Below are 16,799 nucleotides of genomic sequence, written 5' to 3' on the forward strand. Positions count from 1 at the left end.
GGACATCCGAAGAACAAACCCCGGGACAGCCTCCGGCGCAAGCGCTGGACCGGTATCCGTCGCGCCGCGACGTTCGCGCCGGATCACCCCGCCTCGTTGCGGGCGCGCTCCGCCTGCCGCTTCGCGAGCCAGCGGTTCAGCGCGAGCCACACGACGGCGACCGGCGCCGTCGCCAGCGCCAGCCCCGACGCCGTGAGCCCGAGCGCCGACAGCCCCGTCAGCGCCCACGCGCTCGCGGCGTCCCCGCCGCGGAACACGACGGTGTCGATGAAGCTCTTCGCCTTGTACTTCTCCTCCCGCGCGACCACCGTGAACAGGACCTCGCGCGCCGGTCGGTCCACCGCGTAGTGGACCGACCGGCGGAGCCCCTGGAGCGCGGTGATCGCCCAGAGCGTGGGCCGCACCGCCAGCGCGACGAGCCCGACGCCCGTCAGCGCCGGGACCACCGCGAGCGCGACCCCGAGCCCCGCCCGCGTGATGAGCCGCCCCGTCACGAGCGCCTGGATCGCGATCGTCAGCACGTTCACGGTGAGATCGATGGTGGCGAACATCGCGGTCCGCCGCGCGGGATCCATCGACGCCAGCGACACGATGCGCGCCTGCTCGAAATAGAGCACCGTCGCGGTGGCGGACTGGAAGAGCGTCTGGGCGCAGATCCCGAGCAAATACGGTGACTTGGCGACGAGCTCGACGCCGCGGAGCGCGCCCCCGCCGATGCGCTCCTCCCCGCCCCCGCCGCCCTGCGCCTCCGCGCCGTCGTGCCGCCCGGCGAGTCGGTTCAGCCGGCCGACGCACAGCACGGCGAGCTCGAGCAGCGCCGCCGACACGAGGAGGAGGTTCGCGGTGCCGATCTGCCTGGCCTGCGCCGCCGTCACGAACGAGCCGGCGAGCGCGCCGGCGCTGCCGCCCGCGGCGATGAAGCCGAAGAGGCGCTTGCCCTGCTCGCTGCGCCAGATATCCGCCATGAACCCCCAGAAGACGGACACGACGAACAGGTTGAAGACGCTCAGCCAGACATAGAAGACCTTGCCCACCTCGGCGCGCGGCGCTCCCAGCGCGAGGAGCCCGAAGAACACGAGCAGGTTCGACGCGAAGAAGCGGTAGACGACAGGGATGAACCGCCGCCGCGGCATGCGCGCCACGAGCGCGGAGAAGGCGGGCACGGCCGCGAGCATCGTCGCGAAGACCGCCGTGAACAGCCACGGCAGCCTGTCCATGCCGCCGGAGATGCCCATCTCCTCGCGGACCGGCCGCAGCATGTAATAGCCGCACAGGACGCAGAAGAAGTACGCGAAGCTCCAGAGCAGCGCGGGGACCTCGCCCTCCCTCACATCGCACATCCGCCGGAGCAGCGCGGCCGCCGAGCTCACCGCGCCACCGCCCTGCCCCGCCGGGGACGTCGCGCGGCGGGCGGCGCGGGGCGTTTCGTCGGGCGCTGCATCGGCGATCACTGCATGACGGCCCGCCGCGCGCGTCAAGGCGACCGGCCCTCGGGAGGCGGGCCGCCGCGGACGCGCTCGACACGGCGCCCGCACCGCCCCCGGACGAGCCCGGACGCCGACAGCCCCCGGCGCCCGGCCTCGGCGGCGGCCCCGGGACACCGCGCGCGGCGCGTCGCGCGGTACTCGTCAGATGAGCAGCGCTCCCGGCGAGAAGCGGCTAAGCTCGGGCCGCTCCAGCCATGAAGTTCGTCCACGCCGCCGACCTCCACATCGACAGCCCGCTCCGCGGGCTCGACCGTTACCCCGGCGCCCCCGTCGAGCAGATCCGCGGGGCGACCCGCCGCGCGCTCGAGAACCTCGTGAGCCTCTGCCTCAACGAGGAGGTCGACCTCCTGCTCCTCGCGGGCGACATCTACGACGGCGACTGGAAGGACTACAGCACAGGCCTGTTCTTCGCCTCGCAGCTCTCCCGGCTGCGCGCCGCCCGGGTGGAGGTCGTGCTCCTCTACGGAAACCACGACGCCGAGAGCAACATCACCCGTCACCTGGAGCTCCCCGAGAACGCCCGGCGGCTCGACCCCCGCCGCCCCGAGTCGGTCGTGTTCGACCGGCTGGGCGTCGCCGTCCACGGCCAGAGCTTCGCGACGAAGGCCGTCACCGACGATCTCGCGGCGGGCTACCCCGACGCGCTGACGGGGCTCTTCAACATCGGCATGCTCCACACCTGCCTCGGCGGCCGCGAGGGCCACGACAACTACGCTCCTTGCAGCCTGAACACGCTGGTCGGCAAGCGGTACGACTACTGGGCGCTCGGCCACGTGCACACCCGCGAGGTGCTCTCGGAGGACCCGTACATCGCCTTTCCCGGCAACCTCCAGGGCCGCCACGCCCGCGAGACGGGCGAGAAGGGCGCCCTGCTCGTCTCCGTGGACGAGGGCCGCATCACCTCGGTCGAGCACCGCGCCCTCGACGTCGTGCGCTGGTGCGCCTGCGAGGTCGATCTCTCCCCGGCCGCGAGCGCCGACGACATCGTGGACCTGACGCGGGAGCAGCTAGAGCAGCGCCTTGCCGAGGCCGACGGGCGCACGCTCGCCGCGCGGGTGATCCTGTGCGGCGCGACGCCCGCCCACGCCGCGCTCCGCGCCGATTTCGAGCGCTGGACAGGGCAGATCCGCGCGATCGCCAACGACCTCGGCGGCGGGCTCTGGATCGAGCGCGTGCTCTCCCGCACGCTCGCCCCGCTCGAGGTGGGCGCGCTCGAGGAGCGGGACGACGCGATCGGCCAGCTCACGCGGTCGCTGCGCGCGCTGCGCGACGACGAGGCGAGCCTCTCCTCGCTGCTCCGCGAGTTCGGGAGCCTCAAGAACAAGCTCCCCGCCGAGGCGCGCGAGGGCGACGACGCGATCCGCCTCGACGACCCCGCGTTCCTTCGCGAGGCGCTCGACGACGTCGAGCACACGCTGATCTCGCGGCTGCTCGGCGCCGGCGAGGCGCCCTGAGCGCCCGCCGGATCATGCAGGGGAGCGCCCCGGGCGACCGCGCTCAGCCCGCCGAGCGGGCCGTCCGGGCGTAGGCGCGCAGCACCTCGGCCACGCTCCACGCCTGGGCGACGCACCCGCGCGGCGTGAACGGCGGCTCCGCGTCGAAGATCTCGCTGATCGACCCGGCGCAGGCCTCGTCGAGGTGCGGCGGGAAGCCCGCGAGCAGGCCCCGGGCCCCGGCGAGATCGGCAGGGTACACCTTCAGCCAGGCGTCGACGAACGGGCCCATGAGCCACCCCCACACGGTGCCCTGGTGATAGGCCATGTCCCGCGCGCGGAGGTCGCCGAAGTACTTCGGCTTGTAATCCGGGTGCCCCGGCGCGAGCGACCGCAGGCCCACGGGCGTCCAGAGCCGCTCCTTGACCTGATCGACGATCCCCTTCCATCGCGCGGGATCGAGCACCGGATTCGGCAGCGAGATCGAGAAGATCTGGTTCGGCCGGAAGGCGTCGTCCGTGCCCTGCTCCCCGTCGATCAGGTCGTAGAGATAGCCCTTCTCCTCGATCCAGAAGCGCTGGTTGAACGACTCCTTCACCCTGTCGGCCGCCTCGCCGTAGCGCCGCGACGGCCCGTCGCCCTCCGCGTCGCGCACCCAGCGCTCCATCAGGCGGAGGGCGTTGTACCAGAGCGCGTTGATCTCCACCGCCTTCCCCCGGCGGGGCGTGACGACGTAATCGCCCACCTTGGCGTCCATCCAGGTGAGCTGGTAGCCCTCCTCGCCCTGGCGGACGAGGCCGTCCTTCGGGTCGACGCCGATGCCGAAGCGCGTCCCGCGGGTGTGGTGCTCCACGATATCGATCAGCGTGGGCAAGATCAGCCGGAGCGTCTCGCGATCGGCGGTGTACGTCAGGTAGCGATCGAGCGCGTGGAAGAACCAGAGGGTGGCGTCGGCCGTGTGATAGAGCCCGTCGTTCTTGCCCTCGGGGAACATGTTGGGGATGAGCCCGTCCTTCACGTAATGGGCGAACGTGCGGAGGATGTAGCCCGCCTCGGTGTGGCGCCCGGTGACGAGCGTCAGCCCCTCCAGGCTGATCATCGTGTCGCGGCCCCAGTCGGTGAACCAGTGATAGCCCGCGATGACGGTGCGCACCTCGTCGCCGCCGGCCCGGGCGCGGGCGGCGTCCTCCACGCGGCCGGCGGGCGTGATGAGGAACTGGTCGGCGCCGAGGATGAGCTCCGCCGGCGGCCCGGAGCGGACCTCGGGCGCCGCGGCGAGCAGGAGCCGGGTCCTGCGCTTGCGCTCGGCGCGCTGCACCTCCTCCGTGGAGAGGGCGTTGATCGTCTCCCACGCCTCGGTCGAGGCGACGAGGGTCACGCTGCCGAGGACCGGGAGCTCGAGGCGGAAGCGGCCAGGGCTGTAGAACTCACCCACGGCGTCGTAGCCGCGGCTCTGCTCGATCCGGTAGCGCACGTTGCGCAGCCGGGCGCTCTCGATCCGGAACTCGGCGCGCGCGCCCTGGACCTGGAGCCGGAGCGGCGGGAGGTCGCTCGGCGAGGCGAGCTCGTAGCGATCCTCGACGACGGTGAGCGCATAGGGCCCCGCCACCGGCCGATCGAGCGCGCCCTCGTGCGGGCGGAAGTTCACCCACGGCTGGAGCTCGATCTGGACCGGACCTGGCCCCTCCAGCAGCGCGTACGTGACGTGCACCGTGTTCTGCCCGTGGGGCAGGAGGAGGCGCCGCTCGATGAGCATCCCCGAGCCCTTGTAGCGCCACACGGGGAGCCCCGCCTCGAGGCGGAACTCGGCCAGCTCGATGACCTCCGCCGCGGTCTCGTCGAGCCACGGCTCGTGGCCGCCGACCTGGTACACCTGGCCGCCCGGCGTGAGGACGCGAATGCTCAGATCGCTGAGCATCATGGTGCGCCCCAGCGGGGCGGGCAGCGCGGCGATCAGCAGTCCATGGAACCGACGGGTCACGGCGCCGGAGATGGTGCCTGACGCATAACCGCCCAGGCCGTTCGTGACGAGCCACTCTCGCGTGAGCGGATCCGACCCGTGCTCCGCGTCGTCGTGCGTGGCCGGGGCGGTGCCCCGGGACCAGACCATCATCCGGCAGATCTCGTCAGCGTACATTCTTCTTGGGCTCCTCGGGGCGAGGGTTGGCGCTCGTCTTCTCGGGCACGGGCGTCCCGACCACGGGGTGGAGGAGGATCGCCGCGTCGCCCGGGATGTGCACGGCATCCTCGGTGATCACGGGTGGACTGCCTTGACCGCCATAACGTGGCGATTCGCTGGACCAGAGCGTCTCCCAGCGGCGCCCTGGCGGCGGAGCGAAGAGCGGCTCCGGCAGGGATCCTCGATGGATGTCCCGTCCCAGGTTGACGAGGAGCAGCCGGTCGTCGCCGTCGTCGCCGAAGTAGCGGAGGAGGAACGCCTGGTCGGAGAGGACCGCCCCGTCGAGGCCGCGCGGGCGCTGGGCCGAGATCACGGGATCGCGCCGGCGGAGCGCGATGAGGTCCTCGTGGAGGGCGTAGAGCCCGGCGTTGCGCTCGCGCTCGGAGAAATCGAGCTTGCAGCGCTCGAACGTCCGCGGGTCGGCCGGATCGTCGAGGCGCGCGCGCACCTCGGGCGCGGCGCACGAAGGGAACTGGGTCAGGAACTCCGCCCGGCCCTTGCGCACGAGCGGCGCGAGCTCGGGGTTGTGGTCGGCGAAGAAGAGGAACGGCGCCGACGACCCGAACTCCTGCCCTTGAAAGAGCATGGGTGTCCCCGGGGCGAGGAGCAGGAGCGCCGTCATCGCCCGGAACTTGCCGTGGGACGCGAGGTGGTAGAGCCGCTCCCCCTTCGCCGTGTTGGCGACCTGATCGTGGTTCTCGAGGAAGAGGACGAAGCGCGCCGGCTCCACGCCGAGCGCCGGCGTCCCTCGCCGCTGCTTCTGCCAGTCATAGCGCTGCCCCTGGAAGAGGAACCCGTATTTCAGGGCGGAGATGAGCTCCTGGGGCGAGCCCTGGTGATCTGTGTAGTAGGCCTCGTTGTGCCCGGTGAGCGCGACCTTGGCGGTGTGGTGGAAGTCGTCGTTCCACATGGCGTCGAGCCCGTAGCCGTTCCGATCGGCCGCGCGGATCAGCCACTCTTCCTGCGACTCGTTCTCGGCCACGATGAACGTCGCCTTGCGCCCCGCGGCCTCGCGGACGCGGCGCGCGATCGCGGCGAGGATGTGGTCCTTCGAGCTGTCGTAGATGTTCTGCGTCGCGTCGATCCGGAGCCCGTCGAGGTGGAACTCGTCGATCCAGTAGCCGGCGTTGGCGATGAAGTACTCCCTCACCGCCTCGGATCGCGGGCCGTCGAAGTTGATGGCGGCGCCCCAGTCCGTCTTGTGCCGATCGGTGAAGTAGTCCTTCGAGAACGCACCGAGGTAGTTGCCGTCCGGCCCGAGGTGGTTGTAGACGACATCGAGGATCACGCCGATCCCGACCCGGTGCGCCGCGTCGACGAAGCGGCGGAAATCGTCGGGGCTGCCGTAGTGGCGCGCCGGCGCGAAGAGGTTCACGCCGTCGTAGCCCCAGTTGAAGCGGCCGGGCACCTCGTTCACCGGCATCACCTCGATGAGGGAGATGCCTATCCGGGCGAGCTCGGGCAGCTCGCGGGCGGCGGACGCCCAGGTGCCCTCCCGGGTGAAGGTGCCGATGTGCATCTCGTAGACGACTTGCCCCTTGAGCGGGGCGCCCTTGAAGGCGGCGTCGCCCCACGCGAACGCGCCCGGGTCGACGACCTCCGAGGGCCCGTGCGGCCCTTCCGGCTGCCAGCGCGAGGCGGGGTCGGGATAGAGCTTCTCGTCGTCGTCGAGCCGGAAGCGGTAGCGGGTGCCGGTCGCGGCCGACGCGACGAGCCCGGCGAAGTAACCGCCCTCCTCCGGCCGCAGCACGGCGGACTCGCCGCTCCCCGGGCCGGCCTCGAGGACGACCTCGACCCGTCGCCGGGACGGCGCCCAGACGCGAAAATGCACTCCATGAGCGGCGAGCACCTCCGCGCCCACGGGCAACCGTCTCTCCTTCTTGATTTCCCGCATTGGGATGAATTCTAGACACAACGCAGGTGACGTCCAGTGGCCATGGGCTCGAGGGTCTCCTCTGCAGCGCTCCTTGTCACCTGGCAAGCGCGACAGTGCTTTGGTCACCTGGCAAGCTCGACAGCGCCTTGCGGAGTTGCCTGAGATGGATCGGGGATCGACTGATGTTGTTTTGCGTCGCAGCCGAGCTGGCCAGTCGCGCGCAGCTCGATGTGCTCCGGGGCCCGGCCGTGCTGGCGGCGCCGAGCGGATTCCGCGCGGAGACGAGCGGTCGATTCCGCAGATTCCGCACATCGATGAGCGCCCCGAGGCGTGGACTGACTGAAAGAGCGGCTACGGGTGGGCGATGACCACGAGCGTGCGCGCGCGCCGGAGCACGCAGCGCAGCGCTCGCGCCAGCGTCTCGGGGTCGAGCGCCGCGAAGCTCTCGTCGAGCACGACGAGCTCGGCGCCCTGGAGCAGGGCGCGCGCGATGTAGAGCCGGCTGCGCTCGCCGTGCGACAGCTGCCAGCCCGTCTCGCCGACGACCTGCTGCAGCCCGCCCGGCATCCGCTCGATCAGCTCGCCGAGGCCGAGCTCGTGGCAGATCTCCTCTGCCTCGGCGAGGTCGCTCGGCCTCGGCGGCCAGCGCCTGCCCATCAGCAGGTTGAACGCGAACGTCCCGGCGAGGACATGGTTCTCGTGGAACTGCGGCGCCGCGGCCACGCGGCGGCGCCACGCGGCGGCGCCCAGCATGTGGCGGTCGAGCCCGTTCAGCAGGAGCAGCCCTGCGTCGGGCGCGCGCAGCCCCGAGAGCAGGGCGCTCAGCGTCGACTTCCCTCCGCCCGAGGGCCCCTCGAGCAAGATGCGGTCGCCCGCCGCGATCCGCAGCGAGGCGTCCACCACCGCGGGGCGCGCCCTGCCCTTGTGCCGGAAGGACAGCTCGTGCGCCTCCAGGACCGGCGCGCGGACCTCCGCGTCGCCGGCGCTGTCCGCGCCGGCCGCGCCCTCCGGCGCGCGGGCCGGCGACCGCCCCGCGTCGGGCGGCAGGGGCGGCGGCGGGGGCCCGCCGCGGGAGGCCGCGTGGAAGAGCGTGGAGACCTGCTCCCACGCGATCGCCGCGCTGGCGAGGCTCGACAGGCCGGTAGACAGCCCCTGGAGCGCGCGGCTCGCGAGCAGGACGCCCCCCAGCGCCACCGCGTACGCCGCGGCGGAGCCGGAGCCCGCGAGGAACGGCGGCATCAGGCCGACGATGCCCGCGATGAGCCATCCCCGCGGCATCAGCGCGCCGATCTCGATCTGGCTGCGGTCGAGCTCGCGCGACCGCAGCAGGTACCGGGAGAGCGCCTCGTCCTCGCCGTGGTGCCAGCGGCCGTGGCGCTCCTGGGCGAGGCGGGTCCGGTGCCCGACGAGGCGCTCGATGAGGTCGTGGGTCATCGCGAGCCGCGCGGCGGTCCAGCGCGCGCGCCGCCGGTAGAACCGCGCGCACAGCCAGACGACGAGGACCGCCCAGGCGACGAGCAGGAGCGCGTGGGTCGCGCCGGACGCGCCCTGGGCGAGCACGACCGCCGCCGCGGCGAGCTCGAACGCCGACGCCACGGCCGCGATGCCGCCGCCCATCGCGAGCGCCTCGATCGCCTCGGACTCGATCACGCGGCCGAGGAAGCGCCCCGCGCCCTCGCTGCGCACCTCCTCGGCGTCGAGCGCGAGCGCGCCCGCGAGCAGGCGCTGCTTGATCAGCGCGCTCGCGTCGATCGCGACGACGCCAGACAGCCACGCCATGAGCTGGCGCAGCGGAACCACGGTCGCGAGCAGCAGCGCGCCGGCGGCGAGCCACCCCTCGTCGAGGTGGTCGTCGAGGATGCTGCGCCCCACGGTCATCCACACGAGGATCCAGAGCGTGTAGGCCGACGCGTGGGCGGCGAGCAGGCCGAGGAGGCGGCGCGGGATGCGCGCGGCCGCCATCTGACGCCCGAACGACGCGCCCGGCGGCAGGCGCAGGCTCCAGATGCCGTCGAGGACCACGGGCCCGAGGCGCTCGCGGAGCAGGGCCTGCTGCGCGCGGGCGCGCCGCCGCGGCCGCACGCCCGCGCGCGCGAGGATGCGCTCGACCTCCGGGAGCAGCTGCGCCTCGAGCGGGCGGGCGATGCGGCGGGAGAGCGCCTCGACCCGCACGCGCGCCGTGGAGCGGTCGGCGCGCAGCACCGCGAGCTCCCGCCCCCTGCGCCCCACGACGGCGAGGAAGCGCTGCGCCTCGCCGCCGCGCAGCCACACGAGCGCGGGCGCGACGCGCAGGAGCGCGTCGTCGAGCTCGTCGTAGCGCGCCGTCACCGGCTCCGCCTCGACGCCGAGGTAGCTCGCGGCCTGATCGATCCACGCGCCGAGCGCGTCCGCGCTGCGGAGGTGCCCGGTGGTCGGGATGGGCGCCGCGACCGCGCCCGGGCGGAGGCCACCTTGCGCCGCGAGCGCCTCGAGCGCGTCGCCGAGGCGCTCCGCTGGCCACTCGAGGGCGCCGAGCGCGTCGACCTCCTCGTCCAGCCGGGCGCCCCAGCCGCGTTGCGCCTCCGCCGTCATCTCCGCTCGCCCTCTGCCGGCGCGCCCGCGCCCTCTGCCGGCGCTCCTGCGCCCTCTGCCGGCGCGCCCGCGCCCTCTGCTGGCGCTCCTGCGCCCTCTGCCGGCGCGCCCGCGCCCTCTGCCGGCGCGCCGGCGATCCGCCCGCGCACGACCTTCAGCCTGCGCCACCCGCCGCTCGACCACAGCCCTCGCTGCACCGCCGCCTCGGCGTCCAGCAGCGCGCCGTAGCGCGAGCCGGGGCGCGCCGCGAGCTCGGCGGGCGCCCCGTCCTCGACCACGCGCCCCCCGTCCACGACGAGCACGCGCTCGAACGAGCGCGTCTCGCCGACGTCGTGGGTGACGCACAGGAGCGTCGCGCGGCGGAAGCGCCGCCGCGCCCGGGCGAGCAGCGCCCGGCGGCGCTCCCGGTCGAGGCCGCGAAACGGCTCGTCGAGGATCGCGAGCCGCGCCTCGCTCCGCAACATCGCCCGGCCGAAGCGCACGCGCTGCCCCTCGCCGCCGGAGACGAGCCCTCCGCCCTCGCCGAGCAGGGTCTTCTGCCCTTCGGGCAGCCGCTCGAGCACCTCGCGCAGCTCGGCCTCCTCGACGACGGCGCCGAAGTCGGCCGCGTCGTCGGGCGCGCCGTAGCGGAGGTTGTCGAGGAACGACCGGTTCCAGATCTGGACCGCCGGGTCGACCCACGCCGTCTCCTCGCGCAGGGCGCGCAGCCGCTCGCCGTCGAGCGGGCGGCCGTCGACGAGCACCCTGCCCTCGCTCGCCCTGTGCCATCCGAGCAGGACCCCGACGAGGCTCGACTTGCCGGCGCCCGAGGCCCCCACGATCGCCACATGGCTGCCCGCCGCGATCCGGAGATCCACCTCGTCGAGGATCACGTGGCCGGCCGCCTGGATGCGCACGCGCTCGAAGGCGATCGCGCAGCCCGCGCCCTCGGCGCCGGCCCGCGCCGGCGGCGCCGCGGCCGCGGCGGGCGCGCCGCCTTCGCGCGGCGCCTCGGGCGCGCCGCCTTCGCGCGGCGCCTCGGGCGCGCCGCCTTCGCGCGGCGCCTCGGGCGCGCCGCCTTCGCGCGGCTCCTCGGGCGCGCCGCCTTCGCGCGGCGCCTCGGGCGCGCCGCCTTCGCGCGGCTCCTCGGGCGCGCCGAGCGGCTCGAGCAGGCGCAACGCCGTGTTGCGCTGCCCCGGGTACTGGAGCAGCGCGCCCGCGAGCCCCTGCCCGATCGCCGGCAGCGCGAGCGCCCAGTAGAAGAGCAGGAGCGCCCGCGAGAGCGCGCCCCCGCGGGCGAGGAAGTCGCCGAGGATCCACGCGGCGAGCGCGAAGCCGAGCAGCGCCTGCGCCCCGTCGACGGCGAGGGCCGCGCGGATCAGCGCGCGGCCGGCGAGCGCCCATTCCCCGAGCAGGCCCGCGTGCTGCCGCCGCACGGCCCGCTCCGCCGCGTGCGCCCGGATCGGCACGAGGCCGAGGAGGGCGTCGAGGTAGAAGCTCGTGAGCGCGCCGGCGTGGGTGCGGACGCGCAGGTCCCGCTCGATGAGGACGCGGTTCCCGGCGAACGGCAGCGCCAGCGCGAGCGCGGCGCACGGCACGGCGAGGCGCGCGCTCGCGGGATCGATCCACACGATCGCGGCCGTGGTGACCGCGAGATCGAGCGCCGATCGCGCGATCTGGCCGCCGAACGCCGGCAGGCCGCGGAGCACGTGCAGGCTGTGGCCGCGCTGCGCCATGTCCGAGGCCGGACGGCTGTGGAAGTAGCGATCGCCGATGCGCGGGATCTTCGCGAGGAACGCCACCCGCAGCCGGACCTCGAGGTGGCGCCCGAGCCGGATCACCCCCGTGGTCAGCGAGAGATCGATGGCGAGCTCCACCGCGAGGAACACGGCGAGGGCCGCGATGGCGGCGAGGCGCTGCTCGATCAGCGCGAGATCGTTGGAGATCTGGAGCAGCCCGCGGAAGAGGAGGCTCTCCAGCACCACCGTCGCCACGCTGAGCGCGAGCGCGCCGGCGAGCACGGCGGGCGCCAGCAGCCCGTCCTCGCGGATCATCCGGAGGAGCTCGCGCCCGGGCCTGGTCGGGCGCTCCGCGAGGGCGGCGGCGACGTCGGGGGGCAGGCGCGCCTCGGCGCGCGGGGCCGCTTCGTCGGCGCGGGGCGGCGGCGCGTCCGCCCGCGGCGCGCCATCGCGCGACGCCGCGGCGCTGGCGTGGCCCGTCGGGCGCCGCCCGCGGATCCGCACGAGCACGGCGCCCCGCGCGACGACCAGCTCCTCCCCGCGCGGGCCCACCGGCCCGGGGCGCGCCGTCCAGAAGGTGGGCGGGATCATCTCCTCCCACGCGGCCTCGGGGCCGTGCTCGAGCAGCGCGCCCAGCACGCGCGCGGCGTCGCGACCGCGGCCGAGGCCGCCGGAGCGCACGAGCGACGCGACGAGGCGCGCGCCGGCGTCGAGCGCCGCGAGCGCGCGCCACCCCGGATCCGCGAGCGCCGCCTCGAGCGGCTGCGTCCCCGCGCCGAGCCAGGCGAGCCGGCGCCCGAGCGGCCGCGTGAACCCGTCGCTCGCCGCCCACGCGCGGAAGTCCGCCGCGGACATGGGCAGCTCGTGCTGGTAGAGCTCGCCCTCGAGCTGCCCTCGCGTGACCCAGCGGCGCCCCGTGGCCGGGTCCATCACCTGCACGAGGCCGCCGTGCCGGCGCCAGATCACGACCACGTGGAGCGGCCCGGCCGATTGCCGCACGATCGCCAGGGCGGGCAGCGCCTGGGCCTCGTCGAGCAGCACGTGCTCCGGCGGGACGAGGATCTGCTGGGCCACGAGCCCGAGCTGCCCCGCGAGGTCCTCCAGGGTGTCGATGGAGGTGCCGTCGACGTCGGTCTGGCAGGCCTCGCGCAGGCGCCCGTAGCTCACGCCGATGCCGAAGCCCTCGAGCACGCACTTGAGCGTGGCCGGCCCGCAATCCATCGCCGACGTCTGCACGACCTCGCGCGCGAGGAGCCGCCGCTCCGGGCTCGACGCTCGTCGACGGGGATCGGCGCTCGCTGATCGCTCCCGCGCGGATCGGGGATCGGCGTTCGTCGTCCCCTCCTTCACCTGCCCGCTCCGCCGCGGACCCTCACGATCTGCCCCGCGGCGCGCAGCACGAGCGAGGCCGGCGAGACGCGCTCCGTCTCGATGACGACGCTCCCGGGCAGCCCGTGCTGCATCGGGATCGGCGACGCCGGATCGGGTCGCACGCCGAGCTCCACGCGGATACGGCCCTCCTGCGTCTCGCTGGCGACGCGCTCGACGGTGGTGGACAGGGTGCCGTACTCGGTCCACGGGAACGCATCGAGGCGCAGGCGCCCCTCCTGCCCCGCGCGGATCCGCCCGACGGAGGCGGGCGGGAACTCCGCGACGACGCGGAGCTCGCCGGGCGGCACGACGGCGGCCACGACGTCCCCTTCGCTCACGAAGGAGCCGGCCCGCAGCGCGGTGATCTCGCCGACCCGCCCGGCGATCGGCGAGCGGATCTTGCGCCGCTCGATCTCGGCGAGCAGCCCCTTGATCGCCGCCTCGAGCACGAGCCGCTCCCCCTCCAGCGTGGCCGCCTCGCGGTCGAGCCGCGCGAGCTCGGCCTGCTGCTCGCTCTGCCCGGCGCGCCGCTCGACGTAGGCGCGCGCGGCGGCGCGGTCGAGCGCCTCGGTCGCCGAGCGCCTCGACAGCGCGTCGGCCGCGAGCCGCGCCGCCTCGGCCTCCGACACGAGCCCGTCCTGACGCAGGCGCACGGCCCGCTCCGCCTCGAGCTCCTGGAACCGCGCGCCCGCCTCGGACTCCCGCAGCCGCGCCTTCGCCTCGTCGACGTGCGCGCGCGCCGCCTCCTCCCCGTCGCGCAGCGCCCGCGCCCGCGCCGCGATCTCGGCTCGCAGCGGCCCCATCTGCCCCGCGATCGCCTCGATCCGGGCCTGCTTGTCGTCGATCTCGCGGCGGAGCGGCTCCACGTCGAGCTCGATCAGGACGTCGCCCGCGGCGACCTCGGCCCCGAGGGCGAGGTGGACCGCGGCGACCTTTCCGCCGAGCGGCGCCTCGACGCGGTGCGCTGCCTGCCCCACCTCGAGGCGCGCGCTCACGCTGGCCTCGTACCGGCCGACGCGGGCGAGGAAGAACCACGTGAGCCAGGCGCCGAGCAGGAGCGCCCCGATCGCGGCGCCGGCGATCGAGCCGCGGTGGCCGTCGGTCGCGATCGCGTGAATCGAGCGTGAGAACCCGGCGGGCATGGTGGTTGTGCAAAGCTACACTGGTGAAGCAGGCTCAGGAAGTCACGGCGATCGCCCGGTGAGGCGATGAGCATAGCAAAACTTAACGTGCGCTCCGGGCCATTCGGATGAATCCTGTCCGCGCGGCTCCGCCGCATGGCAGCACATCCATCTGGAGGTTTCCCATGGCTGATATCGATCGTGATCCCGAGCAGACCGAGCAGGTCCCCTTCTTCGCGCGCTTCCTGGAAGATCAGAAGCGCGTCCGCACCGGCGTCAAAGCCGGCGGGGGCTACACCACGATGAAGTACCCCTCGGACAAGGAGGATGATGGTGGCGGCACCTACGAGACCCACAAGTACCCCTCCGACAGCGACGAAGATATCCTCGCGAAGTGAGGCGCGGGCTGCGCGCCGTGGATCACGCGATCGAAGCGGCACGCAACCACACGCGACCAAGCGCAACCACACGCACCCCTGCGCAGCGGCAACGATACGCAACGATACGCAACGATACGCAACACGGGCTTAACAATAGCCAACACGGCAGATCGCTCCGCGACTGAAAGACAACCGCAGCAGCGGAATCGGTCGAAGCCATCGTTGCAAGGGCACCCGCGGACTTGCGCGCCCGCATGATTGCTCGTTTAATTACCTCTCTTGTCCTCGACGGCGGCGCCACCGCCGTCGCACTCTGGAGGTATTCCATGGACAACGTCGATCTCCGTGAGCCCGAGCAGACGGAGGACGCCGAGGCGGTGCCCTTCCTCGCCCGCTTCCAGGAGGATCAGAAGCGCGTCCGGACCGGCGTCAAAGCGGGCGCGATCTCCGCGACGAAGAAGTACCCCTCGGACAGAGATGAAGACGTCGTGCCGCCCGTCACGCTGAAGTACCCGACGGACGGCGAGGATCTCTGAGCGTCGCATGAGCCACCCGCGCCCGTGCGAGAGAGGCAACCCGACGTGACGACCGCGACCCAGAGCGTCCTCCTGGTCTCGCATTCACAGGACCAGTTCGGGATCGACCGCGTGGCGGACGCGCTGCGACGGCGCGGCGCCCGCCCCGTTCGCCTGAACGTGGACCGGTTTCCTCGCGATCTCACCCTCTCGACGGCGTTCGGGGCCGGCGGCGTACGCCGCCGCCTGGAGGACGCCGGGGCCGAGATCGGTGGAGACGAGGTCTCCGCCGTCTGGCTCCGGCGCCTCTGGGCGCCGAAGCTCGGCGAGGGCATCGCCGAGGAGTACCGCGCCGCCTGCGTGCGCGAGTCGATGGCGGCGCTGACCGGCTGGCTGCGCGGGCTCCCGACGCGGCGGTGGATCAACGAGCCGGCCGCCGAGGAGCGCGCCCAGGACAAGCAGCGCCAGCTCGCGGCGGCCGCGTCGGTCGGCCTGCGCGTCCCCGAGACGCTCGTCACGAACGACGCCGCCGAGGTCCGCGCCTTCTTCGCGCGCCTCGGCGGGAACGTCGTCGCCAAGATGCTCACGCCCTTCTCGATGAGCCTCTCGGGCGGCGCGCCGTTCGTCTTCACGCACGCCGTCTCGGCGGCCGATCTCGACGCCCTCTCGGGCCTGCGCCAGAGCCCCATGGTCTTCCAGGAGCGCATCCCCAAGGCGCGCGAGCTGCGCGTCGCCTGCGTCGGCGGCCGGTGCTTCCCCGGCGCGCTCGACGCCTCCCGTTACGAGTCGCTCGCCGTCGACTGGCGCCACCCGGACGTCTGCGCCGCCGGGATCGCGTGGGAGCAGGACGCGCTCCCGCGCGACGTCGAGGCGCAGCTCGGCGCCCTCCTGCGCGCCCTCGGGCTCGCCTTCGGGGCCGTGGACCTCATCCGCACGCCCGACGGGGAGCACGTCTTCCTCGAGATCAACCCCGGCGGCGAGTGGGGCATGCTGGAGCGGGATCTCGGCCTGCCGATCGCCGACGCGCTGGCGGAGGCGCTCCTCGCTCCGACGGAGAACCCGTGACAGTCCTCATCATCACGCACAGCGAAGACAACGAGTGCATCGCCCGCGTCGCCGCCGCGATCGAGCGGCTGGGCGGCCGGGCCTTCCGCTTCGACACCGACCTCTTCCCCGCGGGGGCGCGGCTCGCGCTGGGCGCGGGGCCCGGGGCGGGCCGCTCCACGCTGCGCACGCTCGGCCCCGGGGGCGGCGAGCTCGATCTCGGCGACGTGACCGCCGTCTGGTACCGCCGGGTCGCTCACGGCCGCACGCTGCCCGCGTCGATGGACCCGCAGCTCCGGAGCGCGTCGGTCGAGGAGGCGAAGCGGACCGTGGAGGGCATGCTGGCGGCGCTCCGCGTCCCGCAGGTCGACCCCTTGCCGGCGGTGCGCTTCGCGTCGAACAAGCAGGTGCAGCTCGACATCGCGCGCGAGATCGGGCTCGACACGCCGCGCACGCTCACCACCAACGACGAGGGCGCGGCGCGGGCCTTCGCCGCGACCTGCCCGGACGGGGTGGTCGCCAAGATGCTCTCGTCGTTCGCCGTCTACCGCGACGGCGAGGAGCACGTGGTCTTCACGAACGCCCTCCGGGACGAGGACCTGGCGGACATGCGGGGGCTCTCGCTCTGCCCGATGACCTTCCAGGAGAGGATCCCGAAGGCGCGCGAGCTGCGGGTGACGGTCGTGGGCGAGCGCGTGTTCGCCGCCTCGATCGACCCGGAGGCGGCGCCGGGCGCCGAGGTCGACTGGCGGCGGAAGGGGCGCGAGCTCCTCGACGCGTGGCGCAAGGACGCGCTCCCGCCCGAGGTCGAGACCGGCGTGCTCCGGCTCATGGATCAGCTCGGCCTCAACTACGGCGCCCTCGACATCCTGCGCACGCCGGACGGCCGCCACGTCTTCCTCGAGGTCAACCCGGTCGGCGAGTTCTTCTGGCTGGAGCGGACCCCCGGGCTCCCGATCAGCGAAGCGCTCGCCGAGGTGCTGCTCGGCAGGGCGCCGCGCCGCGGCTCGTGGAGCGCCTTCCTGCATGCGCCGGCGACGTAGCGCCGCCGGGCCGGACGTCCATCGCCGCCCGCCTGCCTGCCAGCGCCGCCCGCCTGCCTGC

The 16,799-nt window shown here is 73.8% G+C and carries 11 protein-coding genes; 5 read left to right on the plus strand and 6 right to left on the minus strand.

Annotated features, from left to right (window positions below):
• Window positions 1-83: 83 nt before the first annotated feature.
• Window positions 84-1,370 carry an NTP/NDP exchange transporter gene (locus WMF24_RS37045; protein WP_437732171.1) on the minus strand — a complete coding sequence of 429 codons (1,287 nt, stop codon included), beginning with the start codon at window positions 1,368-1,370 and terminating at the stop codon, window positions 84-86.
• Between the two features lie 311 nt (window positions 1,371-1,681).
• On the opposite strand from WMF24_RS37045, the gene WMF24_RS37050 reads away from it, so the two are divergent.
• A complete protein-coding gene (locus WMF24_RS37050) occupies window positions 1,682-2,941 on the plus strand; it encodes a metallophosphoesterase family protein (RefSeq protein WP_437732172.1) in 1,260 nt (419 codons plus the stop codon).
• 43 nt (window positions 2,942-2,984) lie between these two features.
• Here WMF24_RS37050 and WMF24_RS37055 read toward each other — a convergent pair whose 3' ends face one another.
• The 5 genes from WMF24_RS37055 to WMF24_RS37075 form a co-directional block, all read right to left on the minus strand.
• On the minus strand, window positions 2,985-5,057 hold the full coding sequence (locus WMF24_RS37055) for an amylo-alpha-1,6-glucosidase (protein ID WP_437732173.1): 2,073 nt from the start codon (window positions 5,055-5,057) through the stop codon (window positions 2,985-2,987).
• Window positions 5,047-6,993, minus strand: coding sequence for a malto-oligosyltrehalose trehalohydrolase (gene treZ, locus WMF24_RS37060; protein ID WP_437732174.1), 1,947 nt, complete (start codon window positions 6,991-6,993; stop codon window positions 5,047-5,049). The genes WMF24_RS37055 and treZ overlap by 11 nt, the downstream gene beginning before the upstream one ends.
• Window positions 6,994-7,326: 333 nt before the next feature.
• Complete coding sequence (locus tag WMF24_RS37065) at window positions 7,327-9,546, minus strand: ATP-binding cassette domain-containing protein (protein WP_437732175.1); 2,220 nt, start codon at window positions 9,544-9,546, stop codon at window positions 7,327-7,329.
• Window positions 9,543-12,614 carry an ATP-binding cassette domain-containing protein gene (locus WMF24_RS37070; protein WP_437732176.1) on the minus strand — a complete coding sequence of 1,024 codons (3,072 nt, stop codon included), beginning with the start codon at window positions 12,612-12,614 and terminating at the stop codon, window positions 9,543-9,545. Before WMF24_RS37070 ends, WMF24_RS37065 begins: the two co-directional genes overlap by 4 nt.
• Window positions 12,611-13,777, minus strand: coding sequence for an HlyD family secretion protein (locus tag WMF24_RS37075; RefSeq protein WP_437732177.1), 1,167 nt, complete (start codon window positions 13,775-13,777; stop codon window positions 12,611-12,613). The genes WMF24_RS37070 and WMF24_RS37075 overlap by 4 nt, the downstream gene beginning before the upstream one ends.
• Before the next feature lie 164 nt (window positions 13,778-13,941).
• Here WMF24_RS37075 and WMF24_RS37080 point away from each other — a divergent pair, with 164 nt between their 5' ends.
• The 4 genes from WMF24_RS37080 to WMF24_RS37095 all read left to right on the plus strand — a co-directional run bounded on the left by WMF24_RS37080 (window position 13,942) and on the right by WMF24_RS37095 (window position 16,738).
• Complete coding sequence (locus WMF24_RS37080; RefSeq protein ID WP_437732178.1) at window positions 13,942-14,154, plus strand: microviridin/marinostatin family tricyclic proteinase inhibitor; 213 nt, start codon at window positions 13,942-13,944, stop codon at window positions 14,152-14,154.
• 308 nt (window positions 14,155-14,462) lie between these two features.
• Window positions 14,463-14,672 (plus strand): microviridin/marinostatin family tricyclic proteinase inhibitor, encoded by a 210-nt coding sequence (locus WMF24_RS37085; protein WP_437732179.1) that lies wholly within the window; start codon window positions 14,463-14,465, stop codon window positions 14,670-14,672.
• A 45-nt stretch (window positions 14,673-14,717) separates the two neighbouring features.
• Window positions 14,718-15,716, plus strand: coding sequence for an MvdC family ATP-grasp ribosomal peptide maturase (locus WMF24_RS37090; protein WP_437732180.1), 999 nt, complete (start codon window positions 14,718-14,720; stop codon window positions 15,714-15,716).
• Window positions 15,713-16,738 (plus strand): MvdD family ATP-grasp ribosomal peptide maturase, encoded by a 1,026-nt coding sequence (locus WMF24_RS37095; protein ID WP_437732181.1) that lies wholly within the window; start codon window positions 15,713-15,715, stop codon window positions 16,736-16,738. The genes WMF24_RS37090 and WMF24_RS37095 overlap by 4 nt, the downstream gene beginning before the upstream one ends.
• The last annotated feature ends 61 nt before the right edge of the window (window positions 16,739-16,799 follow it).

The sequence above is a fragment of the Sorangium sp. So ce1335 genome, assembly GCF_051521615.1.
Lineage (GTDB): Bacteria > Myxococcota_A > Polyangia > Polyangiales > Polyangiaceae > Sorangium.

Bases quoted from the DNA above. Each gene is read 5' to 3' on its own strand.
- WMF24_RS37075 (WP_437732177.1), bottom strand. From the start codon at position 13,777: ATGCCCGCCGGGTTCTCACGCTCGATTCACGCGATCGCGACCGACGGC.
- WMF24_RS37050 (WP_437732172.1), top strand. From the start codon at position 1,682: ATGAAGTTCGTCCACGCCGCCGACCTCCACATCGACAGCCCGCTCCGC.
- WMF24_RS37065 (WP_437732175.1), bottom strand. From the start codon at position 9,546: ATGACGGCGGAGGCGCAACGCGGCTGGGGCGCCCGGCTGGACGAGGAG.
- WMF24_RS37055 (WP_437732173.1), bottom strand. From the start codon at position 5,057: ATGTACGCTGACGAGATCTGCCGGATGATGGTCTGGTCCCGGGGCACC.
- WMF24_RS37080 (WP_437732178.1), top strand. From the start codon at position 13,942: ATGGCTGATATCGATCGTGATCCCGAGCAGACCGAGCAGGTCCCCTTC.
- WMF24_RS37085 (WP_437732179.1), top strand. From the start codon at position 14,463: ATGGACAACGTCGATCTCCGTGAGCCCGAGCAGACGGAGGACGCCGAG.
- treZ (WP_437732174.1), bottom strand. From the start codon at position 6,993: ATGCGGGAAATCAAGAAGGAGAGACGGTTGCCCGTGGGCGCGGAGGTG.